Genomic DNA, 14142 nt, shown 5'->3' on the forward strand with positions numbered 1-14142 from the left:
CACGCAGAGATGCCAAAATCAACGTATTTCATCACATCAAACTTCGCAATAGCCTGCGCTTCCCTCACCCACTCAAAGCAGATGTGGTGAGCCGATTTCGACGAACACAGGAGTGCAGGATGACCAGGGAAGCGTTCAGCCAAGCCGGCAAGAGTGCGGCGGAAATCAGCAAGGGAGCAACCGAGATCCTGGTGCTGAGCGAAGCCGACGTGATGGCGTGCATCGACCTCAGCCAGCTTCTCGATGTTCTAGAAGACGGCTTCAAGGCGCTGTCACAAGGCAAGGTCGTCAATCCACCCCGACCACAGCTCGACATCCCCGGAGCCGGCTACAGCCTCGCCATGCCGGCCTGGATGGAGGGCATGAACCTGACCGTCAAGGTCGTCAATGTCTTCGAAGCCAACCTGGCCAAGAACCTGCCCAGCCACCTCGCCACCATCAGCCTGTTCGATCCGCTGTCCGGCCTGCCGGTCTGCATCATGGATGGCACCTTCATAACCGCGGTGCGAACCTCCGGCTCCGCCGTGCTGTCGGTGCGCGCCCTTGCCCGCCGGGATGCCAGGATAGCGACAGTGATCGGCGCCGGCGTGCAGGCCAACCAACACCTGCATCTGTTGCCGCTGGTGCGCGACTTTGCCGAAATTCGGGTCGCTTCGAAGAGCTTCGACGATGCGGCAGCACTTGCCCGGCTGCATCCGTCGGTGGTGGCGGTCGCCGACCTCGAGGCGGCAGTGCGCAGTTCCGACGTGGTGTGCCTGGCGACCCACTCCTACCAGCCGGTGATCGACGCAGGCTGGGTCCAGCCGGGCACGCATGTCTCGTCGGTCGGGGTGGCACCGCCCGGCGGTGAAATGCCGATCGAGCTCATCGGCAAGTCCAGTCTTTTTGTCGAAACCAAGGATGCGTTCAAACCGACCCCGGTCGGTTCCTGCGAGCTTGCCGGCTTCGACCCGGATTTCGGCACCGAGCTTGGCGCCATGCTGCTCGACCGCGCGCCGGGTCGCGTTTCCAATCAACAAATCACCACCTACAAGGCGATGGGCATTGCGATGGAAGACATGGTCGCCGCCGATCTCGCCTATCGTTGCGCCAAGCGTCTGCGCAAGGGAAAGCTCATCGAGCTGTAGGCGCGTTGCCGCGAGCCAGGCGGGATCGACCTTCCTGACAATGGCCCCCTCGCGGAAGCGGCCGGACTAAAGGCGGCCTCTCAGGCCGGCTCGCGCTTCAGCGCCTGCGCCATGCAGTGGATGCCGCCCCCGGTCTTCGAGATTTCGCTCATATCGATGGCCGCCACCTCGAAGCCGCGCGCCTTGAGCTGGCCGATCAGCGTCTGGCTGGACGTCGGCGCGATCACCCGGTCCTTGCCCAGCGACATGAAGTTGCAGCCGAGCGCCATCGTGTCCTGGAACGGCACGTCGATGATCTCGTGGCCCTTGCCTTTCAGCCAGTCGACGATGCCCGGCTCCGTACAGGCAAGGCAGACGGCGGTCAGTTTTTCAGCGATCGGCACCACCATCAGGTCGATATGGACGTAATATTCGTCGATAAAGGCGATGCGGGTCTCCCAGCCCTCCTTGTCGAACCAGGCCTGCACCTGGCGGGCGCCCTCCTCCTGCGTGCGGGCGCCGCCGCAGCCGATCAGCACCACGCCATCCTCGATGACATTGAAGTCGCCGCCTTCGAGGGTGCCGGCGGTGACCATGTCGTAGATCGGGATGCCGAGCTTCTCATAGGTGCGGATCGCCGCGTAGTTCTCGCCGCGCCGCCACCACTGGGCCATGGCCGTGATGATGGCGCCGTAGGGCGTCATGACGCTGGAATCGCGCGAATAGACCTGCATCGGCAGCTCCGGCGTCGGCTCGTGCCAGTGGATGTTGACGCCGAAATGCTCGTAGGCGGCGGCCAGGTCCTTGTGCTGTGCCTGCGCGATCTGGACGTTGCAAGGCGCCTCGCGCAGATGTTTTCGCGACAGCGAGCTGGTCGAGAGATGGCGCAGGAAATTCGGCGAGCCGAGCAGCACGTCGGTCAGCACGTCGGTCTCGTTGGCGAAGCCCCAGGCGGTCAGCGGCTTGGTGCCGCCGGCCGGGTTGCGGCGCTGCAGCGAAAACGGCTCGGCGACGATGCGGTCATGGACGGTCATAGGGTTCTCCTCGTGAAGGGGGCGGCTTGGTTGATCATGCGGCTTGGTTGCCTGGTATCCACCAGTCCCGTCCGCGCGGGGTGGTGATGTATTCCGGCCAGCGAAATCCAATCGGCGGCTCGTAGTCGCAGAGCGGCGCGATCCAACTCGTGCCGCCGATCCCGCCGCCGGTGCGGGCGACGAATTCGTCCATCGCCGCATCGCGGGCGGCCTTGTCTTCCAGCAGGCGAAGTGCCGCGAGCGCGATCGTCTTTGCTGCGCAGGTGACCATCGGGTCGATGGTGACAGAAATGCCACCCAGCGCATTCATCGCCCAGGCCGGATAGGCGTGACCATTCTCCGAGCGCAGTGCCGGGCGGGCTACATAGAACCGCGCCGTCGGCGTGTGCCACGACATGTCGGTGTAGTCGTCTGAGGTGGAATTGAGCTGCGACGGCGGCAGGTCGCGGCGCAGCAGCGCCTCGGCCACCTGCGGCGCAATCAGCCGCTCCAGTTCATAGATGAATGGTTCCTCGGTCGCCTCGCCGCCGGCATTGACCTGGATTTCGCGGGCGATCGCCTTGGCCGTCTCGTCCCAGCGCGGCGGCCCGACCGCCGCCAGCGCGTCGAAGGCAATGCCGGCCATGACGTGATTGGCCAGCCCCGGTCGCGACTTCGACACCCAGTGCCGCTCATGGCGGCAGCCGCTCATCCTGGCTGCGGCTTCCGCATTGCGGTCGAGCACGGCGGTGACCTGCTCGGCCATCGCCAGCGTCGGCGCGCGGATCATGTACTGGATCTCGCCCAGCCCGGCCGGCAGATTGTCGGCAGTCGCCTGGCCCGCCGTCAGGATCGCCTCGCTGATCGACCAGCCGCCCTGGTGCGGCAGCATGGAATCGCGCAGCGCCTTGGAGGCCATATACATCATCATGAGCGCGTCGTTGGCGCCGGGCGCCCTGACCGCCGAATGCGCCTGCGGGATGGGTGCTGCGGTGCCTGCCGCGCTCGCCCAATGTTCCGGCTCGTCGCAGATGAAGCGGTAGATCATCGCGTAGGCCGCACCGCAATGCGTGTCCCAGCGCGCCGTATTGCACAGCGGCAGCATGTAAAAAGGATGGAAGGAGACCATGCCCGCCAGCCCATCATAATAGCCCTTGGCGGCATGGATCGGCTTCGATCCCCTCACCTTCTCCGCCGGTTCGCCGGTGAAGCGCAGCGTGCCTGATATGCCGTGGCGCTGCATCGCCGCCTTGGTCGCCAGCAGCCCGCCCAAGCTGGCAATGCCGAGCCCGGAATGCGGATCGGTGTGGCCGCCGGCCTGTTCGCCGAGGCCCGGACGCGGTCGCTTCACCGTCGCCGCATCCTGGCAATTGCCCGGCACCGCGTCGTATTCGGCATACAAGCCGATCGTCGGGCCGGTCCCGTTGGTCCAGTGGGCGCAGAAGGCGGTCGGCATGCCGCCCGAGCCCTCCTCGACCGAAAACCTTTCGTGTTTCAGATGCTCGACATACCAGGCGGCCGACTGGTATTCGCGCCAGGCGGTCTCGCCGAAGTCGAAGATGGTCCGCGTCCACGCCGACAGCGACGGCTGGATGTCGTCCAGACAGGCAAGCGCGGTCGCTTGCGCCGAGGTCACCGGTTTCTCCATGGCGGAAAGAAAGCAGTGAAGCGCCCCGCCAAAAAGTGATATGTTTTCCCGGCTCATGCAAATTCGGTTCACCTCTTGAGAATTCCCTCGACGCAGGCGCTGCGCGCCCTCGACAGTTTTGCCCGCCACGGCAGCGTCTGGCGCGCCGCCGACGAACTGCATCTGACCCGCAGTGCCGTAAGTCATCAACTGCGCCTGCTCGAGCGCGATCTCGGCTTCGACCTGCTCGAGCGCATCGGCAAGGGCGTAGCGCTCACCCCGCGAGGCCAGCGCTATGCCAGCGATGTGCGCAAGGCGCTGACGGTGTTGGGTGACGCGGTGACGCGCCATGCCGGCACCGGCGTCGGCGGCTCGTTCAGCGTCAGTTGTACGCCGGGTTTCGCCTCGCTGTTCCTGTGCACCCATATCGGCGAGTTCCGGCAGATGTATCCCGATGTCGCGCTGCGCATCCTGACGCCGCGCCGCCTCGACGACGTCAGCAATGCCGAGGCCGACGCCTTCATCGCCTTCGGCGTAGGCAATTGGCCCAACCGCGCGGTCGAGCTGTTGTGCGAGATCTCGTTCACGCCGCTGTGCAGCCCGACGCTGCTCAACAAGATCGGCGGCTTCTCCAAGCCGGCAGACGTGCTGCCCGCCAATCTCCTGCATCTCGGCGATACCGAGGACTGGGCGCGCTGGCTGGCGCTGTCCAAGGTCGAGAACCCCGACCCGGAAGGCGGCATCTTCTTTTCCGACATGAACCTGGTCTTTTCGGCGGCGATCGCCGGCCAGGGCATCGCCATGGGCGACGAGCTGACCAGCGGCCGGGCACTGAGCGAAGGCCGGCTGGTGCGCCCCTTCGACATCGCGATCAATTCACCGCGCTCGTATTTTCTGGTTTCCGAGCACGCCAAGGCGGCGCATCCGGTGCTGGAAGCGTTTGGGCGGTGGCTGAGGTCGAAGCTGTCGGAGAACCAGCGTTAATCTCCCTCCGGAGGGGGAAGATTGGGGCATAGATGAATCAAATTTGCCGATCAGGCGAAAACTATTCGGTTGCGGTGAGCCGCCGCCCTGCCTACGATTTCGCCTACGCTAAGGAAAGGGCAGGATGCAGCAACCCGGCCGGGCCGCAGAGATCAAGGCAATCGGGATCGGCAAGAGCTTCGGCTCGTTCCGTGCGCTGGACGATCTGACGCTCGATATCGGCCGTGGCGAGTTCCTCACCCTGCTCGGCCCCTCCGGTTCCGGCAAGACTACCTTCCTGATGATCCTTGCCGGCTTCATTCAGCCGACCGACGGTCGCCTTTACAGCGACGGCGTCGACATCACCGAGCGGCCGGCCGAGCAGCGCGCCGCCGGCATGGTGTTCCAGGGCTACGCGCTGTTCCCGCATATGAGCGTCGAGGCCAACATCGCCTTCCCGCTCAAGGTGCGCAAGAAATCGGCGGCTGAGATCAAGCGCCGCGTCGGCGAGATGATCGAGCGCGTCGGGCTTAAGGGCCACGAGAAGAAACTGCCGTCGCAATTGTCCGGCGGCCAGCAGCAGCGGGTCGCGCTGGCGCGGGCGCTGGTGTTCGAGCCTGGTGTGCTTTTGCTCGACGAGCCGTTTTCGGCGCTCGACAAGGGCCTGCGCGGCCAGATGCAGGCCGAGATGAAGCGGCTGCACCAGGAGACCGGCACCACCTTCGTCTTCGTCACCCATGACCAGAGCGAGGCGCTGGCATTGTCGTCGCGCGTCGCCATCTTCAATCATGGAAAATTGCTGCAGGTCGGCGCGCCGGACGAGGTCTACGACCGGCCGGACAACCGCTTCGTCGCCGAGTTCCTAGGTGAGATCAACATGCTGCCGCTGAAGGGCGTGCGCCCGGCCGACAATGGCTCGACCGGCCTCTGCGAAGACCGCGCGATCAGCATGCGCTGCAAGGCCGAGAAGGTCCGTGGCGACGCCATCCTGGCGATCCGGCCCGAATACATGTCGATCGCGCCGGAAGCGGCCGCGGGCGAGAACGGCATTGCCGCCACTGCCGTTGCCTCGACCTATCTTGGCGCTGCGACGCGGCTCGATCTGACGACGCGCCAGGGCGCCAAGGTGACGGTGTCGGTGCCGAACGAGGTCGCCGCCTCCGCGCTCAGCAAGGGCAATTCCGTCTGGCTGACCTGGCCGGCGGAGAAAGGCTTCCTCCTTCCGAACGGAGGACAATGACCATCGGCGTGGCGAAGTCGCCAAGCTGACTTTCAGGAAATATCAACGACAAAAAAGGGGAACTGACATGACAAACCAAACCAAGAAAAATTCCATCGAGGCGCTGTCCGCCAGGGCAGTGCGCGGCGAGATCTCGCGCCGGCAGTTCACGCAGCTGGCAGCGCTGGTGCTGGCCGGCACGCCGATGCTGCTGCGCTCGACCGGCGCCTCTGCCGCGGCGAAAGAACTGGTGCTGGTCAACTGGGGCGGCGACGCCATCACCGCCTACGACGCCGCTTACGGCCAGGCCTTCACCAAGGAGACCGGCATCACCGTCAAGATGGACGGCTCCGGCCCGACGGAAGGCGCGATCGCGGCGCAGTTCAAGAGCGGCGCGCCGACCTGGGACCTGGTCGACGTCGATCCGTTCTCGGCGATCACGCTTGGCGCGCAAGGCATGCTCGAACCGATCGATTATTCGATCGTCGACAAGAAGAAGATGCGGCCGGGATTCGGCTGGGAATACGCAGCCTCGACCTATTTCTTCTCCTATGTCATCGCCTACGATGCCGAGAAATACGGCAGCCAGGCACCGACCGGCATGGCCGACTTCTTCGACGTGGCAAAATTCCCCGGCAAGCGCTCGCTCTACAAATGGGGCGTGTCGAGCTGGGAAGCGGCACTGCTTGCCGACGGCATCGCGCCGGCCTCGCTCTATCCGCTTGACCTGAAGCGCGCGCATGACAAGATCGCTGCCTTCAAGGAGAACGTCGTCGCCTATTGGGGTGGCGGCGCCGAAAGCCAGAGCGTGCTGCTCAATGGCGAGGCCTCGATGGCGATCGTCTGGTCGACCCGGGCTTCGCTTATCGAGCAGGATTCCGGCGGCAAGATCAAGTTCATCTGGGACCAGGGCCTGATCTCGCCCGGCGCGCTCGCCGTGCTCAAAGGCAATCCCGGCGGCAAGGACGCGGCGATGAAGTTCATCGCCAGCACGCAGGACCCGGAGAAGGAACTCATCATGTTCGAGAAGCTCGGCCAGGGTCCGGCCAATCCGGCCGCCGACGCGCTGATCCCTGCCGACAAGAAGCGCATCAACCCCGTCGATCCCGAGAACATGAAGAAGCAGATCCCGCTCGACATGGATTGGTACGCCAAGAACTACGGGGCGGCACTCGACGAATACACGAAGATCATCTCCGCCTGACAAGCCGGGATAACCGGATGAGAGCATACCTCTCCGACAGGATGGGCGCGGCGCTGTTGATGGCGCCGCTGCTCCTCTTTCTTGTGCTGGCCTACGCCTGGCCATTCCTTGGCGTGGTCAAATGGAGTTTTACGCTGCCCACGCCGGGGCTGGGGCAGTACAATGCGCTGCTCACGGATCAGTTGGTGCAGTCGGTCTTCATCCGCACGCTGCGCATCGCGGCGATCGTGACGATCGTTTCAGTTGCCGCCGCCTACGCCATCACCGTTGTCTGGGTGCGCGGCACGCCCGTGCAGCGTGTCGTGGCCGAATTCTGCATCCTGGTGCCGTTCTGGATCTCTGTGCTGACGCGCGCCTTCGGCTGGGTGGCGCTTTTGTCCAATCGCGGCCTGATCAACACCTGGCTGCAGGCGGTCGGCTTCATCTCGGAGCCGCTGGCGCTGGTGCGCAACGAGTTTGGCGTCATCGTTGGCATGACGCATTTCCTCATCCCCTTCGCGGTGTTTCCGCTGGCCTCTTCGATGCGCAGCCTCGACGACCGTGTGCTGCTGGCGGCGCGCGGCCTCGGCTCCAGCCGCATGCGCACCTTCTGGTCGGTGTTCGTGCCGATGACCCGCTCCGGCATCATCGGCTCGGCGCTGATCGTCTTCGTCTTTTCGCTGGGCTTCTTCGTCACGCCGGCGATCCTCGGCGGTGGCCGCAGCGTGATGATCGCCGAGCTGATCTATCTCCGCATCTTCCAGAGCCCGGACTGGGGCCTGGGTGCTGCGATCAGCGTGGTGCTGGTGCTGTTCGTCGGCGCGCTGATGGCGCTGCTGTTCCGCTATATCAGGCCAAAGCAACTGGTGTAGCGCGATGCCGACCTACCGCCCCGGTCCCATCTCGCTGATCCTCGCCGCCCTGGTCGCGCTGTTCCTGCTGCTGCCGCTGCTCGCCGTCATTCCGGTGTCGCTGACGCCGAGCCGCATGCTGGCGATGCCATCCGGCGAACTGTCGCTGCGCCATTACCGGGCGCTGATCGAGGATCCGCGCTGGATCAATTCGATCCTGCTCTCGATCAGGATCGGCGTCGTCAGCAGCGCCTTTTCCACGGTGCTGGCACTCTGCTTCAGCCTCGGCGTCTGGATGTTCCAGCCGCGCTTCACGGCAGCATTGGTCGGCTTCGTGCTGCTGCCGATGGTGGTGCCGCCGGTGGTATCGGCAATCACGCTCTATTTCCTGCTGACCTCGATTTCGGGGTTCTCGTCGTTCTTCGGCTATGACACCTGGCTCGGTGTCGCCATGGCGCATGCGGTGATGACTGTGCCCTTTGCCACGGTGCTGATCCTGGTATCGCTCAGCCAACTCGACCGCCGCATCGACCTCGCTGCCCGCGGCCTCGGCGCGACCGTGTGGGAACGCGCCACCCGCATCATCATGCCCAACATCAAGTTCGGCATCGTCACCGCGGCACTGCTCTCCTTTGTGCTGTCCTGGGAAGAGATCGGCGTCACCCTGTTCATCACATCGGTCAACGCCATCACGCTGCCGCGCTTGATGTGGATGGGCCTGCGCGACAACATCGACCCGGCGATCGCCGCACTCTCGGTGATCCTGATCGTCATTACGGTGCTGGTGCTTGTGGCGCGCAGCGTCGTGGTCAGGCTGCGCGAGGCGCAGTGAGGGCGGCCTCACGCCGTGGTGACTGGCGCGAATGAAACCTTGCGCTACGATTTTCGTTATAGGTAGTTCAACACGTCGAAGGCTTCGCCATGAACCAAGGATGGTTTTCCAAGCCGGTTGCGGTTGCGGTCGGCATCGTGGGAGATATCCGCAACATTTCCAACGCACGGCAGGCTGTCGAATTGCTGGAGGCCCATTGGCGCGACGCCGGCAGCGCCAAACACGGCTTGGCACTGCGCACATGCCGCCGCGCCATGAGCGACGACCGCTGGACCGAAGCCGCCAGGGACGCGTTCATCGAGGCCGCGCGGGAGGCGCATGTCCTGGTCGAGCGAGCCGTCGAACCGGAGGGTCGATCCCGGCAGCAGGGGCCGTGATCGCCACTAACCCATCGCATGGCGGATGGTCTTGGACAGGCGGCTCAAAAATGCCGGCCTCGACGACGCGTCAAGCTTCCACGACAGGACCGCGGTCGCCATTTTCCGCGGCAACACCCCGACCGACAGGAACCACGCGGCAAGGATGGCGCGCCGCCGCAGTGACGCGGTCATTTCAAGGCTGGCGACGGCGCCAGCCGCCCCGAGCGCCAGCCGGGAATCGTCGGCCACAGGGTGTCGGTCTCTGTCGGCGCAAAGCGACGCCAGCCGCTCTTCCAGGTGGACCGGATCGTGGCGCACGGCATCCGAGGGCACGATGGTCAGGCCGATCCCGGAGGCCTGGTCCGACAGCGCCTGCATGCGGCGGAAATCGTGGGTTACCCGCCAGCGTGCCCGCTCGGCGAGCTTTTCACCGAAGACCGAATGGTTGGCGCCATGGATCCGGTAGGCGCCGAGGCATTCGTCGATCGATTGGACATGCCCGTACATCGGCGCCAGCGTTGCCAGATAGCCGTCGGCGCCCTGGCGGAACTCCGGCTCCGGTATCGGCATGATCGATTCCAGGGTTGCACGGTCAAAGGCGAGCCCGCTGGTCACGGTGGTCTGATAGCGGCCTTTGTGCAGAAGTTTCGGCATGACGTCGCCACTGTCGAAGGGCAGTTCGGGCGGCGGAAAGACATCCTTGATGCGTTGCCCCTCGTCGACGATATGCAGTCTGGACTGCACCTGGGCGGTTGCCTCGTCCCAGGTGTCGACAATGGTGGAGACGGCGGTCGGATAGAGATAATCGTCGGCGTCGAGGAACAGGACGATCTTGCCCGAACTCGCCGCAAAGCCGGTGTTAAACGCCGCCGCGTGTCCGCCATTTTGCGCTCGCGGGCATGCGAGGATCTCGTCGCGATACGATTCCATGATTGTCGTGGAATTGTCCTGCGATGCATCGTCGACGACGATGACTTCAACATCCGCGTAGTCCTGCTCGAGGGCGCTGTCGATGCTGCGTTTGAGGAACCGCGCATAGTTGTAGTTCGGGATGATGATGGATACCGGAATCCTGTTTTGGACAGACTGCATCGCGTTTGACCTCGCATCTTGCTTTGGTTCGGCAAAGGCCCGCTCATGGGCCTGCCCCTCTTCAAGCGCCCCTCTTGGCGCGCAACGAGTTCCCTGGGAGAAAGCCTGCGCTTTCCACGAGGAGACCGGTCACGTTTCGCTTTGCGACTTCGTACTGAGGCCGCCATTGCCTTCGAGGCTGCTGCCATGGTCAGGGGTCGGCGGCAGCAAAAGCTCCGACGATTTCGGCAAGGATGAGATGCAACCGAGCCCGACGGAAATGTCTCGCCTCGCGATCAGGTCGGGAGCGAAGCGGACGGTGCCATGAAGGCATGGCGGATACTGGCCTTCAAATGCGGCTGGAACAAGCCCCGCGTCGAAAACAGAGCCACTTCAGGTTGCGTTTCAGGCGGCATGCCACGACCGCCGGTGCTTTTGCCCGGAGCCGGCGAACCGCCTCCGGGCTTATAGTCATGTGGCCTAAACAGTCAGGCGGCCTGCAAACCCGGCAGCGACAGGTCGACTTCCTCCGGCAAGTCGCCGGCCATGGCGGCGGCAAACTTCGTCTGGTCGAGTTCCCCCTCCCAGCGCGCCACCACCACTGTCGCCACGGCATTGCCGATGAAATTGGTCAGCGCCCGGCATTCCGACATGAAGCGGTCGACGCCGAGGATCAGCGCCATGCCGGCGACCGGTACGGTGGGTACGACCGAGAGCGTCGCCGCCAGGGTGATGAAGCCGGCGCCGGTGATGCCGGCGGCACCCTTGGAGCTCAGCATGGCGACGGCGAGCAGCAGGATCTGGTCGCCGTAGGTGAGCGGCGTGTCGGTCGCCTGCGCGATGAACAGCGCCGCCAGCGTCATATAGATGTTGGTGCCGTCTAGATTGAAGGAATAGCCGGTCGGGATGACCAGGCCGACCACCGAGCGGTTGCAGCCGGCGCGCTCCATCTTGGCCATGAGACCCGGCAATGCCGCTTCCGAGGACGAGGTGCCGAGCACCAGCAGCAGCTCTTCCTTGATATAGCGGATCAGCGCCAGGATCGAGAAGCCATTGTAGCGGGCGACCGCGCCGAGCACCACCAGCACGAACAGCAGCGCGGTCAGGTAGAACGTGCCGATCAGCATGGCGAGGTTGGCGATCGAGCCGATGCCGTATTTGCCGATGGTGAAGGCCATGGCGCCAAACGCGCCGATCGGCGCGGCCTTCATCAGGATGGCGACCAGGCGGAAGATCGGCGTGGTCAGCGCCTGCAGGAAATCGACGACCGGACGGCCGCGATCGCCGACCAGCGCCAGGGCGACGCCGAACAGCACCGAGAAGAACAGCACCTGTAGGATGTCGCCCTGTGCGAAGGCGCCGGTGATGGTGTCGGGGATGATGTTCATCAGGAAGCCGACGATGGTTGTGTCGTGCGCCTTCTCGGCATAGGCGGCCACCTTGGTGGTATCGAGCGTCGCCGGATTGATATGCATGCCGGCGCCGGGCTGGACGACATTGGAGACGACCAGGCCGACGACCAGCGCCAGCGTCGAGAACACCAGGAAATAGATCATCGCCTTGCCGGCGACGCGGCCGACCTTCTGCAGGTCGGAAACGCCGGCGATACCGGTCGTCACCGTCAGGAAGATCACCGGCGCGATCACCATCTTCACCAGTTTGATGAAGGCGTCGCCGAACGGCTTCATCGCCTCGCCGGTTTCGGGATAGAAATGGCCGAGCAGCACGCCGGCGGCGATCGCCGCCAGCACCTGCACATAAAGATGCCGGTATAAGGGTACTTTGCCGCGCGGCTCGGTGGCAGCGATTGTTGTCTGCATGACGTCCTCCATGGCGCCCCGATCGAAAGCTCGACTCCCCGGGGCAGTTGTTTTGACCAGCAGCCTCGCGACTGCTGAATTCGTGTTTGCAACAGCTGTGCCAGATACGCAGAAGAGCTTTTCATCATTGATTTTGTTGAGCATTCGCAAACGACTGCAGTGCGGGACGCATGGGCAAGTGCGAATCTCCGCATAGGTCGAATTGTGCTTTGTGCGAATTCATGCACAAATGGGCGATGCTGCAACGCCCCGCCGGTGCCTTGTCTTCGACCCCCGAGCAACTCGCCAGGCGGGCGCGCCGAGCCTGGCTGCTGTTTGCGGCCGTCGCCCTGCTGATCGTCACGGCAGCGCTCTATGGCGCCGGCCTTTACGGCCGCACCGCCGAGATCGGGACCCTGGCGGCGCAGGGGCGTACCGACGCCAATCTGAAGGTCGCGCTGCTGCGCGCCGTGCTCGAAAGCCCGCGCGCCCTGCCCCTGCTTCTGTCCGCAGACCAGCAAGTGCGCGACGCGCTGTCGCAAAAAAATGCCGCGGCAATCGATGTGCTGAACCGCAAGCTCGAGGGGCTGGTCTCCGGCACCAAGGCGTCGGTACTCTATGTCATCGGCACCGACGGACTGGCGATCGCCTCCAGCAACTGGCGCGAGCCGATCAGCTTCGTCGGCAATGACTACCGTTTTCGCGATTATTTCTCCGGCGCGATGCAGGCCGGAACCGCCGAATATTTTGCACTCGGCAATGTCAGCAAGCGTCCCGGCCTCTACATTTCGCGCCGCGTCGGCGATGCAGCCGCACCGCTCGGTGTCGTCGTCGTCAAGATGGAGTTCGACCAGCTCGAAGCCGACTGGCGCGAGGCGAACCGCCCGGCCTATGTCAGCGACGAGAATGGCGTCGTCCTGATCACCAGCGTGCCGTCCTGGCGCTTCATGACAACCGCGCCGCTGGCCGCACCTGAGCAGGCCGCAATTCGCGACAGCCAACAGTTCGGCGACGCGCCGCTTGTGCCGTTGCCGATCATGCACCCGCAGGCGCTCAGCCCGGATGTGTCGATTGTTCACGCGGTGACGCCCGGCGGCAGCGACGCGGAGTATCTCAGCCTTTCCACGCCGGTTCCTTCGACCCCCTGGCGGCTCGACTATCTCATCCCGGTCGAAGGGCCGATCGCCGCCGCCGTCCGCGAAATGCGGCTTCTTGCGCTCGGCGTCGTCGTCCCGCTGCTCGGCCTTGCCGCCTATCTGTTGTGGCGCCGGCAGTCGGCGCAGATGCGGATTGCCGCCGAACAGGCGGCCCGCATCGAGCTCGAACGCCGCGTCGTCGAACGGACCGAGGATTTGAGCCGCGCCCGCGACCGGCTGCAGGCCGAGATATCAGACCACCGCAGCACGGAAGCCAAGCTCCAAATCGTGCAGCAGGATCTGGTCCAGGCCAACCGCCTCGCCATCCTCGGCCAGGTCGCCGCCGGTGTCGCCCATGAGATCAACCAGCCGGTCGCCACCATACGCGCCTATGCCGACAATGCCCGCACCTTCCTCGACCGCAAGCAGACCGGGCCGGCCGAGGAAAACCTCGGCGCTATCGCAGCCCTTACCGAACGTATCGGCTCAATCACCGAGGAGTTGAAGGCATTTGCCCGCAAGGGCCGCACCGCCGCCGAGCCTGTCGAATTGCGTGGTGTCATCGAGGGCGCGGTCGTGCTGTTGAGGAGCCGCTTTGCCGGCCGGCTCGACGCATTGGCCATCGACCTGCCGCCGCCGAGCCTCAAGGTCATGGGCAATCGGGTCCGGCTCGAACAGGTGCTGATCAACCTCTTCCAGAACGCACTGGAGGCGCTCGACGGCCGCGACGACGCTCATGTGCAGGTTTCGGTCGAAGAGACCGCGGACGGCGTCACGGTCGGCGTGTCCGATAACGGACCCGGCATTCCGCCAGGGATCCTCAAATCGCTGTTCACGCCGTTCAACACCTCCAAGGAAAAAGGCCTTGGCCTTGGCCTCGTCATCTCGAAGGACATCGTCGCCGATTATGGCGGCCGTATCGAAGTTTCGAGCGACGACAGCGGAACCCGCTTCACCATTCATCTCCAGACAGCAGCGTAAGC

12 protein-coding genes are annotated in these 14142 nt (G+C 64.5%); 8 read left to right on the top strand and 4 right to left on the bottom strand.

Annotated features, from left to right (window positions below; genetic code table 11):
• Nucleotides 1-119: 119 nt before the first annotated feature.
• The gene (locus NKJ46_RS02995) at nucleotides 120-1127 is read left to right on the top strand and encodes an ornithine cyclodeaminase family protein (RefSeq protein WP_352661684.1); all 1008 of its coding nucleotides are present in this window, start codon (nucleotides 120-122) and stop codon (nucleotides 1125-1127) included.
• An 80-nt stretch (nucleotides 1128-1207) separates the two neighbouring features.
• Here NKJ46_RS02995 and NKJ46_RS03000 read toward each other — a convergent pair whose 3' ends face one another.
• Nucleotides 1208-2140, bottom strand: coding sequence for a dimethylarginine dimethylaminohydrolase family protein (locus tag NKJ46_RS03000; RefSeq protein ID WP_352661687.1), 933 nt, complete (start codon nucleotides 2138-2140; stop codon nucleotides 1208-1210).
• A 34-nt stretch (nucleotides 2141-2174) separates the two neighbouring features.
• The gene (locus NKJ46_RS03005) at nucleotides 2175-3767 is read right to left on the bottom strand and encodes a zinc-binding metallopeptidase family protein (protein ID WP_352662372.1); all 1593 of its coding nucleotides are present in this window, start codon (nucleotides 3765-3767) and stop codon (nucleotides 2175-2177) included.
• Between the two features lie 75 nt (nucleotides 3768-3842).
• Between NKJ46_RS03005 and NKJ46_RS03010 the strand changes: the two genes are divergently transcribed.
• From NKJ46_RS03010 to NKJ46_RS03035, 6 genes are all read left to right on the top strand, one after another.
• Nucleotides 3843-4730, top strand: coding sequence for a LysR substrate-binding domain-containing protein (locus NKJ46_RS03010; protein WP_352661690.1), 888 nt, complete (start codon nucleotides 3843-3845; stop codon nucleotides 4728-4730).
• Nucleotides 4731-4854: 124 nt separating this feature from the next.
• On the top strand, nucleotides 4855-5949 hold the full coding sequence (locus NKJ46_RS03015) for an ABC transporter ATP-binding protein (RefSeq protein WP_352661693.1): 1095 nt from the start codon (nucleotides 4855-4857) through the stop codon (nucleotides 5947-5949).
• A 67-nt stretch (nucleotides 5950-6016) separates the two neighbouring features.
• Nucleotides 6017-7132, top strand: coding sequence for an ABC transporter substrate-binding protein (locus tag NKJ46_RS03020; protein ID WP_352661696.1), 1116 nt, complete (start codon nucleotides 6017-6019; stop codon nucleotides 7130-7132).
• Between the two features lie 17 nt (nucleotides 7133-7149).
• On the top strand, nucleotides 7150-7983 hold the full coding sequence (locus tag NKJ46_RS03025; RefSeq protein WP_031194462.1) for an ABC transporter permease: 834 nt from the start codon (nucleotides 7150-7152) through the stop codon (nucleotides 7981-7983).
• A 4-nt stretch (nucleotides 7984-7987) separates the two neighbouring features.
• Nucleotides 7988-8794 (top strand): ABC transporter permease, encoded by an 807-nt coding sequence (locus NKJ46_RS03030; protein WP_352661699.1) that lies wholly within the window; start codon nucleotides 7988-7990, stop codon nucleotides 8792-8794.
• Between the two features lie 89 nt (nucleotides 8795-8883).
• Entirely contained in the window at nucleotides 8884-9171 is a 288-nt protein-coding gene (locus NKJ46_RS03035; RefSeq protein WP_352649646.1) for a DUF982 domain-containing protein, read from the top strand.
• 6 nt (nucleotides 9172-9177) lie between these two features.
• Here the strand turns inward: NKJ46_RS03035 and NKJ46_RS03040 are convergent, their stop codons facing one another.
• Nucleotides 9178-10245 (bottom strand): glycosyltransferase family 2 protein, encoded by a 1068-nt coding sequence (locus NKJ46_RS03040; protein WP_352661702.1) that lies wholly within the window; start codon nucleotides 10243-10245, stop codon nucleotides 9178-9180.
• Nucleotides 10246-10712: 467 nt separating this feature from the next.
• Nucleotides 10713-12044: a dicarboxylate/amino acid:cation symporter gene (locus NKJ46_RS03045; protein WP_352661705.1), complete on the bottom strand. Its 1332-nt coding sequence runs from the start codon at nucleotides 12042-12044 to the stop codon at nucleotides 10713-10715.
• Nucleotides 12045-12280: 236 nt separating this feature from the next.
• On the opposite strand from NKJ46_RS03045, the gene NKJ46_RS03050 reads away from it, so the two are divergent.
• Nucleotides 12281-14140 (top strand): sensor histidine kinase, encoded by a 1860-nt coding sequence (locus NKJ46_RS03050; protein ID WP_352661708.1) that lies wholly within the window; start codon nucleotides 12281-12283, stop codon nucleotides 14138-14140.
• The last annotated feature ends 2 nt before the right edge of the window (nucleotides 14141-14142 follow it).

This window comes from Mesorhizobium sp. M0166 (assembly GCF_040322255.1).
In the GTDB taxonomy this organism is placed as follows: domain Bacteria; phylum Pseudomonadota; class Alphaproteobacteria; order Rhizobiales; family Rhizobiaceae; genus Mesorhizobium.

Coding starts and splice junctions, on each gene's coding strand:
- NKJ46_RS03040 (WP_352661702.1), bottom strand. CDS start 10,245: ATGCAGTCTGTCCAAAACAGGATTCCGGTATCCATCATCATCCCGAAC.
- NKJ46_RS03015 (WP_352661693.1), top strand. CDS start 4,855: ATGCAGCAACCCGGCCGGGCCGCAGAGATCAAGGCAATCGGGATCGGC.
- NKJ46_RS03020 (WP_352661696.1), top strand. CDS start 6,017: ATGACAAACCAAACCAAGAAAAATTCCATCGAGGCGCTGTCCGCCAGG.
- NKJ46_RS03030 (WP_352661699.1), top strand. CDS start 7,988: ATGCCGACCTACCGCCCCGGTCCCATCTCGCTGATCCTCGCCGCCCTG.
- NKJ46_RS03045 (WP_352661705.1), bottom strand. CDS start 12,044: ATGCAGACAACAATCGCTGCCACCGAGCCGCGCGGCAAAGTACCCTTA.
- NKJ46_RS03035 (WP_352649646.1), top strand. CDS start 8,884: ATGAACCAAGGATGGTTTTCCAAGCCGGTTGCGGTTGCGGTCGGCATC.
- NKJ46_RS02995 (WP_352661684.1), top strand. CDS start 120: ATGACCAGGGAAGCGTTCAGCCAAGCCGGCAAGAGTGCGGCGGAAATC.
- NKJ46_RS03025 (WP_031194462.1), top strand. CDS start 7,150: ATGAGAGCATACCTCTCCGACAGGATGGGCGCGGCGCTGTTGATGGCG.
- NKJ46_RS03050 (WP_352661708.1), top strand. CDS start 12,281: ATGCTGCAACGCCCCGCCGGTGCCTTGTCTTCGACCCCCGAGCAACTC.
- NKJ46_RS03000 (WP_352661687.1), bottom strand. CDS start 2,140: ATGACCGTCCATGACCGCATCGTCGCCGAGCCGTTTTCGCTGCAGCGC.
- NKJ46_RS03005 (WP_352662372.1), bottom strand. CDS start 3,767: ATGGAGAAACCGGTGACCTCGGCGCAAGCGACCGCGCTTGCCTGTCTG.